We start from the raw sequence: 14020 nt of genomic DNA, 5'->3' as shown, positions 1-14020 counted from the left end.
GTTGTTGGTACTTCGTTCTTGTCATTCACCACACCTTACCGGATGGCAAGGTGTTGCACTTCAGATTTGAGGGCGCCGACCTTCCTGCCACCGTACTGCCCCGAGCTCAACCCAGTTGAGTACCTCTGGGCATGGCTCAAGCATCATGCGATTGCGAACTTTTGCCCCGACAACCTCAATGAGTTGCATACCGTCGCCCGCAACAAGCTCAAAAGCGCTCAACACCGGCCTTCGATCAGCGCCGCGTGCTGGGTTCAGGCAACTTGTGGTGATGTCATGATTAAAAGCTCTTGTGGCCGGCCCACGCCTGAATCAGCGTGCCGTCGACGCTGAAGTACTCGCCTGACAGCCAGTCCTTCTTCTGCGCGATGGACAGCACCTCGTTGAAGAACGCGAACACCGCATCATGCTTGAGCAGCCGTTCGCGGTTCTTGCTGAAGACGGTGGGCACCCAGACAGCATCATCCATCGCTAGGCCAATGAACCAGCGAAACAGCAAGTTGTAGTGGGTCTGCTCCGGATACGCTGACAGGCCTACCGCACATGAAACTCACGCGGCACTCAGTGCAGGCAAGTTGGACTCCACTTTGAATATCGAGATAACGGTGCGCAACTCGACCGCCCGCTCTTCAAGCGAGTGGGAGGACGCCGCCGATTCCTCAACGAGGGCCGCGTTCTGCTGGGTCACATGGTCAAGCTGACTGACGGCGGAGTGGACTTGTTCGATGCCATCCGCCTGCTGTTCGGACGCAATCGAAATTTCGGTGATGATGTCCAGCACCTTGCGCACTGCCTGCTTGATCTGGGCGACAGTCGCACCAACCTCGCCGGCCCTGCGTGAGGTATCCTCGATCATGCCAACCGACACCTCGATGGTTTCCTTGATCTCCTTGGCAGCCGCCGACGCGCGCTGCGCGAGCGAACGCACTTCGCTCGCCACCACGGCGAACCCGCGTCCCTGCTCGCCAGCGCGCGCGGCCTCGACCGCGGCGTTAAGTGCAAGGATGTTGGTCTGGAATGCGATGCCTTCGATGAGACTCGTGATCTCCGAGATCTTGCTCGCGCTCTCATTGACGTGCCCCATCGTCCCGAGCATTTCCTGTACTACCGAGTAGCCCGTATCAGCAATATCGCTTGCGTTCGCCGCCAGCGCTTTGGCTTGATGTGCATTGTCGGTGTTCTGTTTCACCGCTTCAGTCAGTTGGGTCATACTCGCCGCAGTCTGTTCAAGCATGGCGGCTTGCTGTTCGGTGCGGCTGGCAAGCGCCGCATTCTCCGAGGCTATATGACTTACTGCTGAACCGATGCCCTCCACACTCGTCCGTACGCCACCGACGATCCGTCCGAGGCTGGCATTCATTGCTTGCAGCGCGCGCATCAACTGCCCCATCTCATCCTTCGTGCTTGCTTCGATGTGCGTGGTCAAGTCGCCGTTCGCGATGCGACTGGCCGATTCGACCGCTGTCCGCGCCGGCACCGCTACCGAGCGCGTGATCATCCAGCCGCTCAAGAGGGCCAAAACGGTTGCGGAAAGCGCGATCATCGCAATCGTTATCATGGCATTGTGCACGGCAGACGCCGTGTTGTTGCCGCTTTGCGCCATTAGATCGGCTTGAAATTTCACAAGTTTGTCGAGCGCATCAAAATACGCTTGCTGCTCCTTGCGCAGTTCACCAAACATGAGATCGCGCGCCGGGTCCTTCTGGCCCTGCTTGATCAGGTCAACTACCTTGTCGCGCACATTCCGGTAACGGAGCTGGGCTATTCTCATCTCGTCGAAAATCCGCCGCCCCTCCCCGCCGCGGACGAGCGCGTCGAGCTTTTTCAACACGGAAGCGTAAGGGACGCCAATTTGTGCGATTCCCTGCAAATAGTGCTCAGCTTCATCCGCATCGGCGGCCAGCGCCGCATTACGCAACTGGCGCGCGGCGAAGTTCGCATAATCCTTGATTTTATGCGCAAGCTCCGCCTTGAGATAGGTTTCACTGACCAATTCCTCGGTGCGCTGGCTTGCCGAGCGAAGTTCCAATGCAGCGAACACCGAGATCCCGACTAACAACACGATCAAGAGACCAAACGCTGCAGAAAGACGAACGCCAATTTTGAGATTTTTCAGTGTTTTCATATGGAATAAACTTTATATTTTTAAATTCTCGATCATTTTCACGAGGATAGGTATTCTTTCGTGAATATTTTTCGCGATACCTATCAGCTTCAATATTGTTTAAACGGCCCCGTCACTCATAAAAATACCCCTCCACAGAGGGGAGTCACAAAAATTAAAACTTTACTGTTCGATAGAAAATGTTTTTCATTGCAGATTAAGAATCCATACGTAGTGCGCGGCCGCAATGCCTGCCACGCGACTCGTCTATGTCGCTAACTGCGCTCCCAGCACAATCGCACCTTGTCTGACGGCGGCAAGCTGTGGGACCACGTGACTGCGGGTGAGCAAGTCGGCAGGATTCACATTACGTTGGCAGCCCGTCAGGCTCAGCCAGCGCGCGCGTACGGCGGCAGGTGTGGGCGCAGGTCGCGTTGCTTAACGCTGCAGGCGGCGTGGTGAGTGCCACTTGCATCGTCGCCCGGGAGGTCGACCCGCCGGCAGGCGTCAAGCCGATTGAATGGCGGCTGCTGAGTAATCGCGAGGTGGACGACCTTGATGCAGCCGTGCAGCTTATTCACTGGTACCGTGCGCGCTGGGAGGCGGAACTGTTTTTTCACCTGCTGAAGAACGGCTGCCGGGTCGAGGCGCCGCAACTGGCCTCGATGGAGCCTCTCGAACGCGCGCTGGCATTGTTCATGGTGATGGCCTAGCGCATCGCTCGATTGATGCGACTGGGTATTACTTGCCCGGACCTGGATGCATGGCTGCTGTTCGTGCGGGATGAACGGCGCGCAGCATTCATTCTCAACAAAAGGAAGCCGCCTTAGACGTCACCGCGACTGAATGAGCTCGTGCGCCTGGTCGCCATGCTCGGCGGATTCCCGGCGCGCAAAGGCGACGGCGAAGCCGGAGTCAAGACCATCTGGCAAGGCCTGCAGCGAGTGGTGGATTTCTCCGCCGGCCTGAAGTACGCGCGAGAACTGGACGAGTGACTTGAAAATCATCTAGCGGGCCTCCGGCCGCTGCCCTGAAGGGCAGCGGGGTTAAAGTGAGCTGCCCAACTACCTTAACCGAACGGGGAGGCCCAGAATGAAATATTGCGGCATTGACCTACATTCGAGCAATAGCGTGATCAGCGTGACGGACGAGGCGGACGGGGTAATCGCGGAGAAGCGTTTGCCCAACGAGTTGGCGAAGGTACTGGCGGTCCTCACGCCATGGCAGGCGGAACTCGCCGGCGTCGTCGTCGAATCGAAGTACAACTGGTACTGGCTCGTTGACGCGCTGCAAACCCATGGCTTCACGGTCCACCTGGCGCACACCGCTGCGATCGAGGAACTCAAGCACTGTGGCGACGAAACGGACGCGCGTTACCTGGCGCACCTGCTGCGATTGGGAATCCTGCCAACCGGGACGATCTTGCCACCAGAAGCGCGCAACGTGCGCGACCTAGCCCGCAAGCGCATGCAACTCGTACGCAGCCGCACCCGCCACATCCTCGCTGTTGATAACATTACCGCACGACTGAAGCAATTAGGCGAAGCAGCGATCAACCAGATGGGCTTTCCCGAGGATGTCGCCCTTGCGCTTCGAGCAAACGTCGCGGTCATCGCAACGACTCAGCGCGCAGATCGAGATCGTGGAAAAGCGTCTTCAGGAAAAGGTCAAACGGCACCCGGACCAGTCACTGCTTGCAACAGTGCCCGGTATCGGCCAGACTCTTGCTACTGTCATTCTGCTGGAAACCGGAACCATTGAGCGTTTCGGCAGTGCCGGCAACTTCGCCTCGTATGCGCGCTGTGTGGACAGCCAGTACACGAGCAATGGCAAGAAGAACGGCAAAGGCAACACTAAGAACGGTAACCCTTCCTGGGCGTTCATCGAGGCGGCAAACTTCGCGTTGCGCTATTGCGACCAGGCCGACCGCAAGAAGGTTAGATCCAATCCGGTACTTGCACGCAAGGCGCTGGCCCACAAACTGGCCCGCGCGTGTTTCCACATCCTGAAGGAGCACAAACCAGGAGCACAAACCGTTTAATGTGACCCGCTGCTTCACATAGCGCGTGACGACGTCGGCTGGCAAGCCCCAATTACACACTGGTGCTCAAGCCATGAATTTGACTGGGATGCCGTGCCGCTGTCACCCGATGAGTACCCGAAAGCGGATCGCCTGCAATGCGACCCAGCCAACGATTGGCGTCGCACCTCCTCGGTGAGGCAGCCACCATCGACAAAGGACTAGACAAAATGTATTGACCTGCCGCACCTCAAGCCTAATCCACGTCGCTTGAGGTGCGGCAGGTCAATACATTTTGTCTAGGTAGTCAGTAGCCGCTGGGCGTGCGCACGTGCACCTCGACTTGCTTGACTGACTGCTGCGCGCGCGGCATGCCGGTGAATGACGAGCGCGGTGGCTCATCCAACGTGCCCTGGAACTCGTAGGCCACCGTGCCCGGCGGATGCTTGTACCAGCCGGGATCCTTGTAATTGCCGGGCTTCTGGTCGCGCCGTACTTTGAGCACACTAAACATCCCGCCCATCTCGATCGAGCCGAACGGGCCTTGGCCAGTCATCATCGGCGCAGTGTTGTCGGGAATCGGCATCTCCATCTCAGTCATGTCGGTCATGCCCCGCTCGCCCATCACCATGTAGTCGGGAATCAGACGGTTGATCTTGCCAGCCACCTCCCGATGGTCCACACCAATCATGGTCGGCACCTCATGGCCCATTGCGTTCATGGTGTGGTGGGCCTTGTGGCAGTGGAATGCCCAATCGCCTTCTGCATCAGCGATGAATTCAACCTGGCGCATCTGCCCAACGGCGATGTCGGTCGTAACCTCGGGCCAGCGTGCGCTCTTCGGGGTCGGACCGCCGTCCGTGCCTGTTACCATGAACTCGTGGCCGTGCAGATGGATGGGGTGGTTGGTCATGGTCAGGTTGCCGACGCGGATGCGCACCTTGTCGCCCAAGCGCACGTTCAGCGAGTCAATGCCGGGGAACACACGACTGTTCCAAGCCCAGAGGTTGAAATCCAGCATGGTCGTGACCTTGGGTGTGTAGGCCCCCGGCTCAATGTCGTAGGAACTAAGCAGGAAGCAGAAGTCGCGCTGCACCTCGTCGATCAGCGGATGCGCGGTCTTGGGATGCGTGACCCAGAAGCCCATCATGCCCATCGCCATCTGCACCATCTCGTCGCCATGCGGGTGGTACATGAAGGTGCCCGGACGGCGTGCTGTGAATTCGTAGACAAAAGTCTTACCCGGCAGGATGGCCTTCTGCGTAACGCCACTCACCCCGTCCATGCCGTTAGGGAGGCGCTGGCCGTGCCAATGGAGACTGGTCTGCTCGGGCAATCGATTGGTGACGAAGATGCGCACGCGGTCTCCCTCCACCACTTCGATGGTCGGTCCTGGCGATTGGCCGTTGTAGCCCCAAAGATGCGCCTTGAAGCCGGGCGCCATCTCGCGCTCCACCGGCTCGGCGACAAGGTGGAACTCCTTGACGCCATTTTTCATGCGCCAGGGGCAAGTCCAGCCATTGAGCGTGACGACGGGATTGTAGGGCCGGCCCGTATTCGGTATGAGTGGCGGCATGGTGTCGGTCGAGGTCTGGCTCATAGGCTCGGGGAGTGCGGCCATTGCCACCCGGCTGACGCTTGCGGCAGCGATGGCACCACCAGCCATCGTGAGAAATTGTCGTCTCGAATTCATTGTGGAGTCTCTGCGGGAAATTGATGACCGGATTCAGTGCGAGGTATCGGCGCTTCCGGCCGTTGCGCTGCTCGTCGGCGTCACCGGACTGGCCATGGGTCGGCCGATCAACTCCGCCCGCAGAGCCGCGTCTGCCAGCCAGAACTGTTGCTCGGCTGAGATTTCGGCCATCACTGCGTTCACCTGCTCGCGTGCGTCTGCAAGCAGATCGAATACGCCAATCAGCATGCCGTTGTAGCGCAGGAGATTTTCGTCCGAGATCGTTTTGCGCAGCGGCACAACCTCGTCACGTTGGTGTCTCGCGATGTCGTAGGTCGTGCGGTAGGCCGCATAACTTTGGCGCAGACTGGAACCTGCCGCGCGCAGCGTGGCATCCAAACGCTGGGCTGACGCAAGGACCTGACCGTTCGCGGCGTCCCGCTGCAGATCGCCCCAGTCGAACAGCGGCAGGCGCAGCGCAAACTCATAGTCGCGCTCGGTGGCCTTGCTTCCGTCGGCGCCGTTTGAGATCGTATTGCGGATTCCGCCAAGCTCAATGTCGGTGATGCTGGTCACGCGAACCAGACCCCGGTCTCGAGCTGCGGTGTCAAACTGTGCTTGGGCCAGCCGTACATCCAGGCGGCCACGGCTGGCCGTCTGGCCAACTTCGGCTGGTTGTAACGGCTCCCTGGGCAGGTCGGGGAGACGTTCGGGCAGCTTCAGTTCCTGCGCTTGCCCCTCGGTCAATCCTAACTGACGCACAAGTTCCTCGCGTGCGGCCGTGGCCGCATAGTGCGCGACCGCGAGCTGGGTTCCGGCGTCCGCGTAGAAGGCCTGTTGGCGCGCCCGCTGGAGCTTGCTGAAGTTGCCCACCGCCTGCATACGGCGGGAGAGTTCGGCGCTGGCCTCGGCGCTTTCGTAGACCTGCCCAGCGTACTTCAGGCTTTGCTGCGCAGCCACGGCGCGTACCCAGGCTTGACGCACGCGGCTGACCTGGTCAACCACGTCGGACGTCAGCCGCAACCGTTCCTGTTCGATCTGTTGTCCAGCCACTTGCTGGCGCAGCGGCAGCGTCAGCAGATCCAGCAGGCCAATGGAGATCATGCGGTCCAGCTCAAGAACGTCTCCGACGCGCAAACGCTGTAAGCTAAAAATGGGGTTGGGCAGGCGCCCCGCTTTTGCCGCACGCGCGGTGTCTGCTGCGTGCTGCGCCAGCAACGCCTGCAGGGCGGGGCTATTGGCAAGGGCCAACTGCACGGCTGCTTCCTGTCCGAGCGGTCGGGCGAGCAACTCAGTCGCGGCCTTCTTTCGCGCATTTTCGTCCTCCTGCGTCTTGGCCAGCGCCAACTGACCGCCGGTGAAGCTTGCGGCCTCTTCGTTAGTGCGCGATAGGCTTTGCTCCAGGCTGGCGCCAGCACATCCCGAGAGCGCGATCACCGTCAGGGCCAGCGGTAGGAAGAGGCCGCGGAAAGCGGTACGTTCGCTATTCATGGCCAGCCTCCTTGTGGGCGCTGCGACCATCGCCCTGACTTGCCGGCGCCGGCGCAGAGCCAATCGCTGCGGGCGACGTCTCCTGGACGGCCTCCTTTGCATAGGTGCGCCAGCCGCCGATGCGGCCTACGATATCATTGGCTTCTCGCCAGGACGTGACTGGCTGGTCTGCATAACCCTTGTAGGCAGCGAAAGCCGACGAATACGCCAACTCGGACACAGGCTTGGGCGACGTGTGCTCGGGTTCTGAATGGGCACCCCCGGCGGCCAGCAGCAGGGCCATCATCCCGCCAGCACTCAAACGCAATCTAAGGTTCGGAGATATTGCGAGCGTCATTCTGTTGGACTCGATGTGAGCTATCAGTGGAACCACTTTCGGCCTTTCCACCGTGGGAATGTCAATAGTTTTTTTGGGTCTGGCTCGATAGAAAATTCCCACCGCGATCCGCTTGACCATCCAACGGTGGAAAGGGCTAGGCCGCTTCCATATGGGACAACCAACTTGACAGAGATCCCCATGGGCGCCCCCTTGCGCCAACCGCACTGCTGGAGTTCAAGCTCTCGATCAAAGGCGTGACGTGCGCAAGCTGTGGCTCGCGCGTAGAGAAAGCGCTGCAGAAACGGCTCGGCGTCGAGCGCATTGCAGTGAACCTTCCGACCGAGGAAGCCACTGTCAGGGCGTCCGCTGGCGTCGATGCCGACGCTGTGTGCAAAGGCGGCTACGACATTCGCGCCCCAGCAGATCGAGGGTGCGATCGCAGGCATGACTTTCGCCTCGTGCGTTGGACGCATGGAAAACGCGCTGCTGGCCGCCCCAGATGGGTATCGGCCGCGGTAGTGAAACCTAGCGAAGGAAGATGCCGCTGTCACGGGGCCTGCAGGTGTGACTTTGCAATGCTAGCGGCCGCCATCGACAGGGGCCGACTATGTCGGCAATCCGACCAGCGACAAAGGCGCCGGCATCTCGGTCAACGAAGACGGCCAACTACGGACCCACACGCTGATCATTGATGCCGAGACCACGCTTGCTCGAATCATCAGCATGCTCGAATCGGCGCAGGCCCCAATCCAGCGCATCGTGATTCGGGCGAGCGCGGTCTCCCGCCCTCCCCCACCGGCAAGCGCACAGCGCCGGAAGCGGAGAAATTCAGTGCCTGCTTGCGCAGCACGACTTCGCCTGAGCAGCGGCTTTGACCATGCCTTGCTCTACCCGCACCGGCGTGTAGCCCGCATTCGCTATGGCATCCTGAAGCACCTCCGGATCGGCGGAGGTCGATTCGATCATGACCCATTGCCTCGCTTGGTCGACGGTGAACGCAGCTTGGTTGTCTACGGACTTCAATGCCTTGGAAATGGTGCTGATGCAGTGGCCGCAGGTGATGCCTTTCACTTTAAAGGTAATCATGAGACTTTTCCTAATGGTTTGGTGACGAGACGCTGAAACTGTCAGCCTTCCCATCGCTGGAGTGTCAAGGGATGCGTGGCGAGTTAAGGTATGCAGCACGCCCTGGACTTTGTTATCGGACGCTCGTCAGCGGACCGATTGGATTTCGGTGACAACGAACTTGCCCGCGTGGTTGTCAGCGCGAAAACGCACCTTGTCACCGGTTTGCACCTGGTCGAGCATGGCCGCGTCGCGCACCGGATACACCATGGTCATGCTGGGCATATCGAGGCTCTTGATCGGACCGTGCTTGATCGTGAGCTTGCCGGCTTCCTTGTCGACCTTGCGAATCTCGCCGTCGACGAGGTCAAAACTGGCAGACGCAGCGGTGTCTTGCCCTGCGGGCACATCTGCGGTCTGGGCAGTGGCGACGCCTGACCAGGCCACGAAGGACACGCTCAGCACGGCGCTAAGCGTCAGGGCATAGACGATTTTGAGCTTCATCACGAACTCCTTGTGTGAGGGGCAATGGGTTAGCACGGGACGGCTGCAAAGCAAACTGCGTCCTCTGTGCTTCGAACCAGGGCGAACCGCAATGCCTTGCATCAGGCGCCATCCGTAAAGCTGTCGAACGATTTAGCTGTGTTGCTGCCATCGCCAAACGGATCACGCGCACCCGTGGCATGAGCGCTATCCATGAAGGCATCGCGCGCACTCGTAGCATGAGCACCCTCCGTGAATGAATCGCGCGGCGAGGTCACGCCGGCAGTGGCCATGCCGGACACACCGCTGAGGGTCGCTGCAGCCAGGGCGACAAGCACCGTCTTCTTGATCATGTTCACATGCATTTTTGCTTCTCCTTTTCGATGAGCGGCTCCGTGAGCCTGCCCAACACAGTGTTGAATTGAGGCGAATCGCTTGGTGCCGCTTCGATCACCATGGGCCCAGGGTCAACGGCCATCTTTCGACCTCGGTTTGAGGTGTCAGTGAAGCCACTTTGGGCTTTTCCACGGTGGGAAGGTCAAGGGGGTTTTTGGATCTGGCCCGAAAAAAAAATTTCTACCGCGATCCGCTTGACCTTCCAACGATGGCAAGGACCAAGCTGCTTCCTCATTGGACAACTTCCTCATTGGACAACCAACGGGATAGAGCCCCTCATGAACATACCCCTTGCACCCACCGCACCACTGGAGTTCAAGCTCCCCATCGAAGGCATGACGTGCGCGAGTTGTGTCTCGCGTGTCGAGAAGGCGCTGCAGGCGCTGCCTGGCGTCGAAAGTACTTCAGTGAACCTTGCCACCGAGGAAGCGACTGTCAAGGCGTCTGCCGGAGTCGATACCAGTGCCCTGGCTGATGCTGTCCGCAAGGCCGGCTATGACGTTCGCGCTAAGCCGATCGAAGTTGCGATCGAAGGCATGACTTGCGCCTCATGCGTGGGCCGTGTGGAGGAGGCCCTGCTAGCCGTTCCTGGCGTTTCGACTGCGACAGTGAACCTTGCCACGGAAAAGGCCATTGTCACTGCGCTTGCCGGTGTGTCGTTCGCGACGCTGGCAGCCGCCATCGACAAGGCTGGCTATGTTGCCAAGCCGGTCGAAGCAACATCCATGGCGCCGGCAGAAAAATGGCTTCCGCAATGGTGGCCTGTGCTCGTCGGCACACTGCTGACACTCCCTCTTCTGCTACCGATGCTGCTGCAATTGTTCGGCATTAACTGGATGCCTCGAGGTTGGGTGCAGTTGGCGTTGGCGACGCCGGTGCAATTCTGGCTTGGCGCGCGCTTCTACCGCGCCGGCTGGAAAGCGATCAAGGCTGGTACGGGCAACATGGATCTGCTGGTCGCGCTGGGTACGAGCGCAGCGTACGGGCTCTCAGCCTATCTATTGTGGAAGCACGCCGGGCGCGGCATGCCGCATCTGTATTTCGAAGCCTCTGCCGCAGTTATTACGCTGGTGCTGCTCGGCAAATGGCTCGAATCCCGAGCCAAGCGGCAAACTGCTGACGCAATCTGATCGCTGAACGTCTTGCGGCCGACCGTGGCGCGGCTTTTGGTAGCTGGTACTGAGGCCTCTACACCGGTTGAACAAGTGGCGGTGGGCGACATTGTCGTCATCCGACCTGGGGAGAGCGTGCCGGTGGATGGAGAAGTTGTCAACGGTCGCAGTCACGTCAACGAATCGCTCATCACCGGCGAAAGCCTGCCAGTGGCTAAGGCTGTCAGCGACAAGGTGACGGGTGGCTCGGTCAACGAAGAAGGTCTGCTACAGGTCCGCACGCTGGCCATCGGTGCCGAGACCACGCTTGCTCGAATCATTCGCATGGTCGAGTCGGCGCAGGCGGCCAAAGCGCCGATCCAGCGTATCGTCGATCGGGTGAGCGCGGTCTTCGTTCCCGTGGTCCTCGGGTTGGCCCTGCTGACTTTCATCGGCTGGTTTGTGTACAGCGGTAATGTAGAGCAAGCTTTGATCAGGGCTGTGGCGGTCCTTGTCATTGCTTGCCCGTGTGCACTCGGTCTGGCCACGCCAACGGCCATCATGGCCGGCACCGGCGTGGCTGCACGCCAGGGCATTCTGATCAAGGATGCCGAGGCACTGGAAGTAGCGCACTCGGTCACCACCGTAGCGTTCGACAAGACTGGCACACTCACTGCGGGCAAGCCGTCGCTGGTCGCGATCGAAGCCGCAGATGGGGGGAATTCAGACGAAGTTCTGCAACTCGCCGCTGCCCTGCAGAAGACCAGCGACCATCCGCTGGCCCATGCGGTGATGGAAAAGGTCCGCGATCAACGCACGCCTGTACTGCCGGCACACGACGCACAGGCTCTACCGGGCCGTGGCGTGCAAGCCGTCGTCGCCGGCCAGCACATCCTGCTCGGCAGCACGCGCTTGATGAACGAGCAAGGCGCCACCCCGAGTGCGTTGTTGAACAAGGCGCAGCATCTTGAAGCTGAAGGACGAACCATCTCGTGGCTGTTAGCGCAAGAGGGAAATCAAACGCGTGTGTTAGGACTGCTGGCCTTCGGCGACACCATCAAAGTAGAGTCCTATGCTGCCGTTGCACGGTTGCACGAGCTTGGAATTCGGACGGTAATGCTGACCGGTGACAACTTGGGTAGCGCTTATGCTGTCGCTCGCGAATTGGGCATCGACGACGTCCGCGCGGAATTGCTGCCCGGCGACAAGGCTGCCATTGTCCAAGATCTGCGCCATCAAGGGCAAGTCGTGGCGATGGTGGGTGATGGTCTGAACGACGCACCTTCTCTCGTGGCCGCTGACGTTGGCCTGTCCATGTCGACCGGTACCGATGTCGCGATGGAAGCTGCAGGCATTACCCTGATGCGTGGTGACCCGCGTCTGGTCGCTGATTCGTTCGACGTCTCCCGCCGCACCTATGCAAAGATCAAGCAGGGTCTGTTCTGGGCGTTCGCCTACAACGTACTGGGCATCCCTCTGGCGGCCCTGGGCATGCTTAGCCCGGTCATTGCTGGGGCGGCCATGGCCATCAGCAGCGTGAGCGTCGTGACCAATGCACTTCTGTTGCGTCGCTGGCGTGGTGCTGCAACTGCAGCCAGCGGCGTCGACCACCCGATTCAAGGAGCCTAACTATGAACATCGGAGAAGTAGCGTCCTCACCAAGTGGAAAAGGGATGTGTACTCGAGACTGTCTCATCCCAGGCCCAACTCGATCACGAGTAGATTCGTCTCAACGGCTCACGGTTCCGCCGTTTGTTCTCCTACGACAGGGCCGATGGGACACGCATGGCCGTCATGATCAGGCCGATGGATCAATAAAAAAGGAGCCCACGATGGAGCAGACCGCAGGGAACGTAGGGGGGTGACTTGGGAAGTTCGTTGACTTGGCTACAGCGCGGTAGGAACTGAAGCAGCGCTCAGAGTCAATGCTGGAGCTGACTCGTCGTCGCAAAGCTGACCGAGGCGAAAGAGAAGTCATCAGGCATGACGCAGCGCCGTGTTTCGCGCGGCTACTATAAACTTTTTCTTTCAATAAAAACAGAATATCTCGTTTGCGAGTGAGCGGTGTAATTCGAACAATAGCTCGGCATATGGACTCGAACGGGAAGCTGGCTCGGCCCCCGGGGTGAGCGTTTAGAGCATTGATAAATAGCTCGTCTTCTAGGAAGGTCAAAACGGTGATCCGAAATGTCACGAAAGTTTCACAGCTAGGTCGCTGAGCGGGGGTAGCTGCAGGGCGCCTTTGCATGCGGTACCACACGCACTCGACACACTGCGTTTTTTTCCATTAACGAGGATTTGCCATGCCGGAACAGAAGACTTACAAAGCGATGCAAGTGACCAAGCCTGGCACGCTCGAACTAGTTGAACGAAACACACCGACACCCGCTGCGGGCGAAGTCCTGCTGCAGGTGGAGGCCTGCGGGATCTGTGGCGCTGACGCAGGTGCCATTGAAGGACGGGAGACGGGACTGCAACTCCCACGCGTTCCTGGCCATGAAGTTGTTGGACGTATCGTGGCGATGGGGCCCGACACCGCTTCAATCTGGAAGCTGGGTCAACGTGTTGGCGTAGGCCGGTTGGGCGGGCCCTGCAACGAATGCGAGCAATGCCGTCGCGGTCAATTCCAACTCTGCAAGAACCAACCCGTCATGGGAAGTTCCCGGGACGGGGGCTACGCGCAAATGATGCTCGCGCGCAGCACGGGATTGGTCTCGATTCCCGACGAACTCAGTTCAGAAGCGGCGGCGCCCCTTCTGTGCGCCGGCATTGCAACATTCAACGCGCTCCGCAAATCCGGTGCGCAGGCTGGCGATCTCGTCGCAATCCAAGGCATTGGCGGCCTGGGGCACATGGCCATTCAATATGCGCGCAGGATGGGGTTCAAGGTCGTTGCCGTCGGCCGAGGTGCCGATATTGCCGACGATGTTCGCGCGCTGGGTGCGCACGTCTATATCGACACGCAAGCCGAAGATCCGGTCGCGCGTCTAAAGGAGAGCGGTGGGGCGCAGGTAATCCTGACCACCATCACAAACAGTGCCGCCGCTTCTTCGCTCGTGCCTGGCCTCGCGCCGCAAGGACGGCTGCTCGTCGTGGGCGTCGGTCGAGAGCCGCTGGCCATCATGCCCGGCGCGCTGGTGGGTGGTGAACGCATGATCCAGGGCAACATCACAGGCACGCCGTTTGAATCGGAAAAGGCGTTGGACTTCAGTGTGCTGACCGATGTTCGTCCGCTGATCGAAACCATGCCTCTGGAGAAAGCGAACGAAGCCTATCAACGCATGATGTCGGGACAGGTCAAGTTCCGCATGGTGCTAACGATGGGTGCCATTTAACGGCGCTTACGTGTCGAGACCGGCTTTAATTGTCCGTTTCCGCT

General features: G+C 59.7%; 9 protein-coding genes and 5 pseudogenes. 6 read left to right on the top strand and 8 right to left on the bottom strand.

Annotation, left to right across the window (positions count from 1 at the left end; translation table 11 throughout):
• Positions 1-81: 81 nt before the first annotated feature.
• A pseudogene (locus tag J8I82_RS35240) lies at positions 82-261 on the top strand (transposase); the annotation flags it as partial.
• 22 nt (positions 262-283) lie between these two features.
• Here J8I82_RS35240 and J8I82_RS35235 read toward each other — a convergent pair.
• Both J8I82_RS35235 and J8I82_RS35230 read right to left on the bottom strand, forming a co-directional pair.
• Positions 284-517: pseudogene (locus J8I82_RS35235) on the bottom strand (transposase); the annotation flags it as partial.
• A 33-nt stretch (positions 518-550) separates the two neighbouring features.
• Positions 551-2125 carry a methyl-accepting chemotaxis protein gene (locus J8I82_RS35230; RefSeq protein WP_209764636.1) on the bottom strand — a complete coding sequence of 525 codons (1575 nt, stop codon included), beginning with the start codon at positions 2123-2125 and terminating at the stop codon, positions 551-553.
• Between the two features lie 258 nt (positions 2126-2383).
• Between J8I82_RS35230 and J8I82_RS35225 the strand changes: the two are divergent.
• A pseudogene (locus tag J8I82_RS35225) lies at positions 2384-3099 on the top strand (IS4 family transposase); the annotation flags it as partial.
• Positions 3100-3196: 97 nt separating this feature from the next.
• A pseudogene (locus tag J8I82_RS35220) lies at positions 3197-4167 on the top strand (IS110 family RNA-guided transposase).
• 264 nt (positions 4168-4431) lie between these two features.
• On the opposite strand, the gene J8I82_RS35215 reads toward J8I82_RS35220, so the two are convergent.
• From J8I82_RS35215 to J8I82_RS35205, 3 genes are read right to left on the bottom strand one after another with little or no spacing between them, the layout of a single operon-like run.
• On the bottom strand, positions 4432-5817 hold the full coding sequence (locus J8I82_RS35215) for a multicopper oxidase family protein (protein WP_209764613.1): 1386 nt from the start codon (positions 5815-5817) through the stop codon (positions 4432-4434).
• Positions 5818-5850: 33 nt separating this feature from the next.
• A complete protein-coding gene (locus J8I82_RS35210; protein ID WP_209764611.1) occupies positions 5851-7287 on the bottom strand; it encodes a TolC family protein in 1437 nt (478 codons plus the stop codon).
• On the bottom strand, positions 7280-7744 hold the full coding sequence (locus J8I82_RS35205) for a hypothetical protein (RefSeq protein WP_209764608.1): 465 nt from the start codon (positions 7742-7744) through the stop codon (positions 7280-7282). Before J8I82_RS35205 ends, J8I82_RS35210 begins: the two co-directional genes overlap by 8 nt.
• Positions 7745-7860: 116 nt before the next feature.
• On the opposite strand from J8I82_RS35205, the gene J8I82_RS39775 reads away from it, so the two are divergent.
• Positions 7861-8298 (top strand): heavy-metal-associated domain-containing protein, encoded by a 438-nt coding sequence (locus J8I82_RS39775; RefSeq protein ID WP_209764606.1) that lies wholly within the window; start codon positions 7861-7863, stop codon positions 8296-8298.
• Positions 8299-8434: 136 nt separating this feature from the next.
• Here the strand turns inward: J8I82_RS39775 and J8I82_RS35195 are convergent, their stop codons facing one another.
• From J8I82_RS35195 to J8I82_RS35185, 3 genes are all read right to left on the bottom strand, one after another.
• Positions 8435-8692 (bottom strand): heavy-metal-associated domain-containing protein, encoded by a 258-nt coding sequence (locus J8I82_RS35195; protein ID WP_209764589.1) that lies wholly within the window; start codon positions 8690-8692, stop codon positions 8435-8437.
• 126 nt (positions 8693-8818) lie between these two features.
• Positions 8819-9175, bottom strand: coding sequence for a copper-binding protein (locus J8I82_RS35190; protein WP_209764587.1), 357 nt, complete (start codon positions 9173-9175; stop codon positions 8819-8821).
• A 101-nt stretch (positions 9176-9276) separates the two neighbouring features.
• Complete coding sequence (locus J8I82_RS35185; RefSeq protein WP_245180505.1) at positions 9277-9519, bottom strand: hypothetical protein; 243 nt, start codon at positions 9517-9519, stop codon at positions 9277-9279.
• 309 nt (positions 9520-9828) lie between these two features.
• Here J8I82_RS35185 and J8I82_RS35180 point away from each other — a divergent pair.
• Together J8I82_RS35180 and J8I82_RS35175 are read left to right on the top strand one after the other, a co-directional pair.
• Positions 9829-12270, top strand: a pseudogene (locus tag J8I82_RS35180) (heavy metal translocating P-type ATPase).
• A gap of 674 nt (positions 12271-12944) precedes the next feature.
• A complete protein-coding gene (locus J8I82_RS35175; protein ID WP_209764585.1) occupies positions 12945-13976 on the top strand; it encodes an alcohol dehydrogenase in 1032 nt (343 codons plus the stop codon).
• Positions 13977-14020 lie beyond the last annotated feature (44 nt).

The organism is Cupriavidus consociatus, assembly GCF_017814975.1.
Classification (GTDB): domain Bacteria; phylum Pseudomonadota; class Gammaproteobacteria; order Burkholderiales; family Burkholderiaceae; genus Cupriavidus; species Cupriavidus consociatus.
This window is presented reverse-complemented; position numbering and strand designations above follow the sequence as displayed.

Bases quoted from the DNA above. Each gene is read 5' to 3' on its own strand.
- J8I82_RS35230 (WP_209764636.1), bottom strand. From the start codon at position 2,125: ATGAAAACACTGAAAAATCTCAAAATTGGCGTTCGTCTTTCTGCAGCG.
- J8I82_RS35215 (WP_209764613.1), bottom strand. From the start codon at position 5,817: ATGAATTCGAGACGACAATTTCTCACGATGGCTGGTGGTGCCATCGCT.
- J8I82_RS35210 (WP_209764611.1), bottom strand. From the start codon at position 7,287: ATGAATAGCGAACGTACCGCTTTCCGCGGCCTCTTCCTACCGCTGGCC.
- J8I82_RS35205 (WP_209764608.1), bottom strand. From the start codon at position 7,744: ATGGTCAAGCGGATCGCGGTGGGAATTTTCTATCGAGCCAGACCCAAA.
- J8I82_RS35195 (WP_209764589.1), bottom strand. From the start codon at position 8,692: ATGATTACCTTTAAAGTGAAAGGCATCACCTGCGGCCACTGCATCAGC.
- J8I82_RS35190 (WP_209764587.1), bottom strand. From the start codon at position 9,175: ATGAAGCTCAAAATCGTCTATGCCCTGACGCTTAGCGCCGTGCTGAGC.
- J8I82_RS35185 (WP_245180505.1), bottom strand. From the start codon at position 9,519: ATGCATGTGAACATGATCAAGAAGACGGTGCTTGTCGCCCTGGCTGCA.
- J8I82_RS35175 (WP_209764585.1), top strand. From the start codon at position 12,945: ATGCCGGAACAGAAGACTTACAAAGCGATGCAAGTGACCAAGCCTGGC.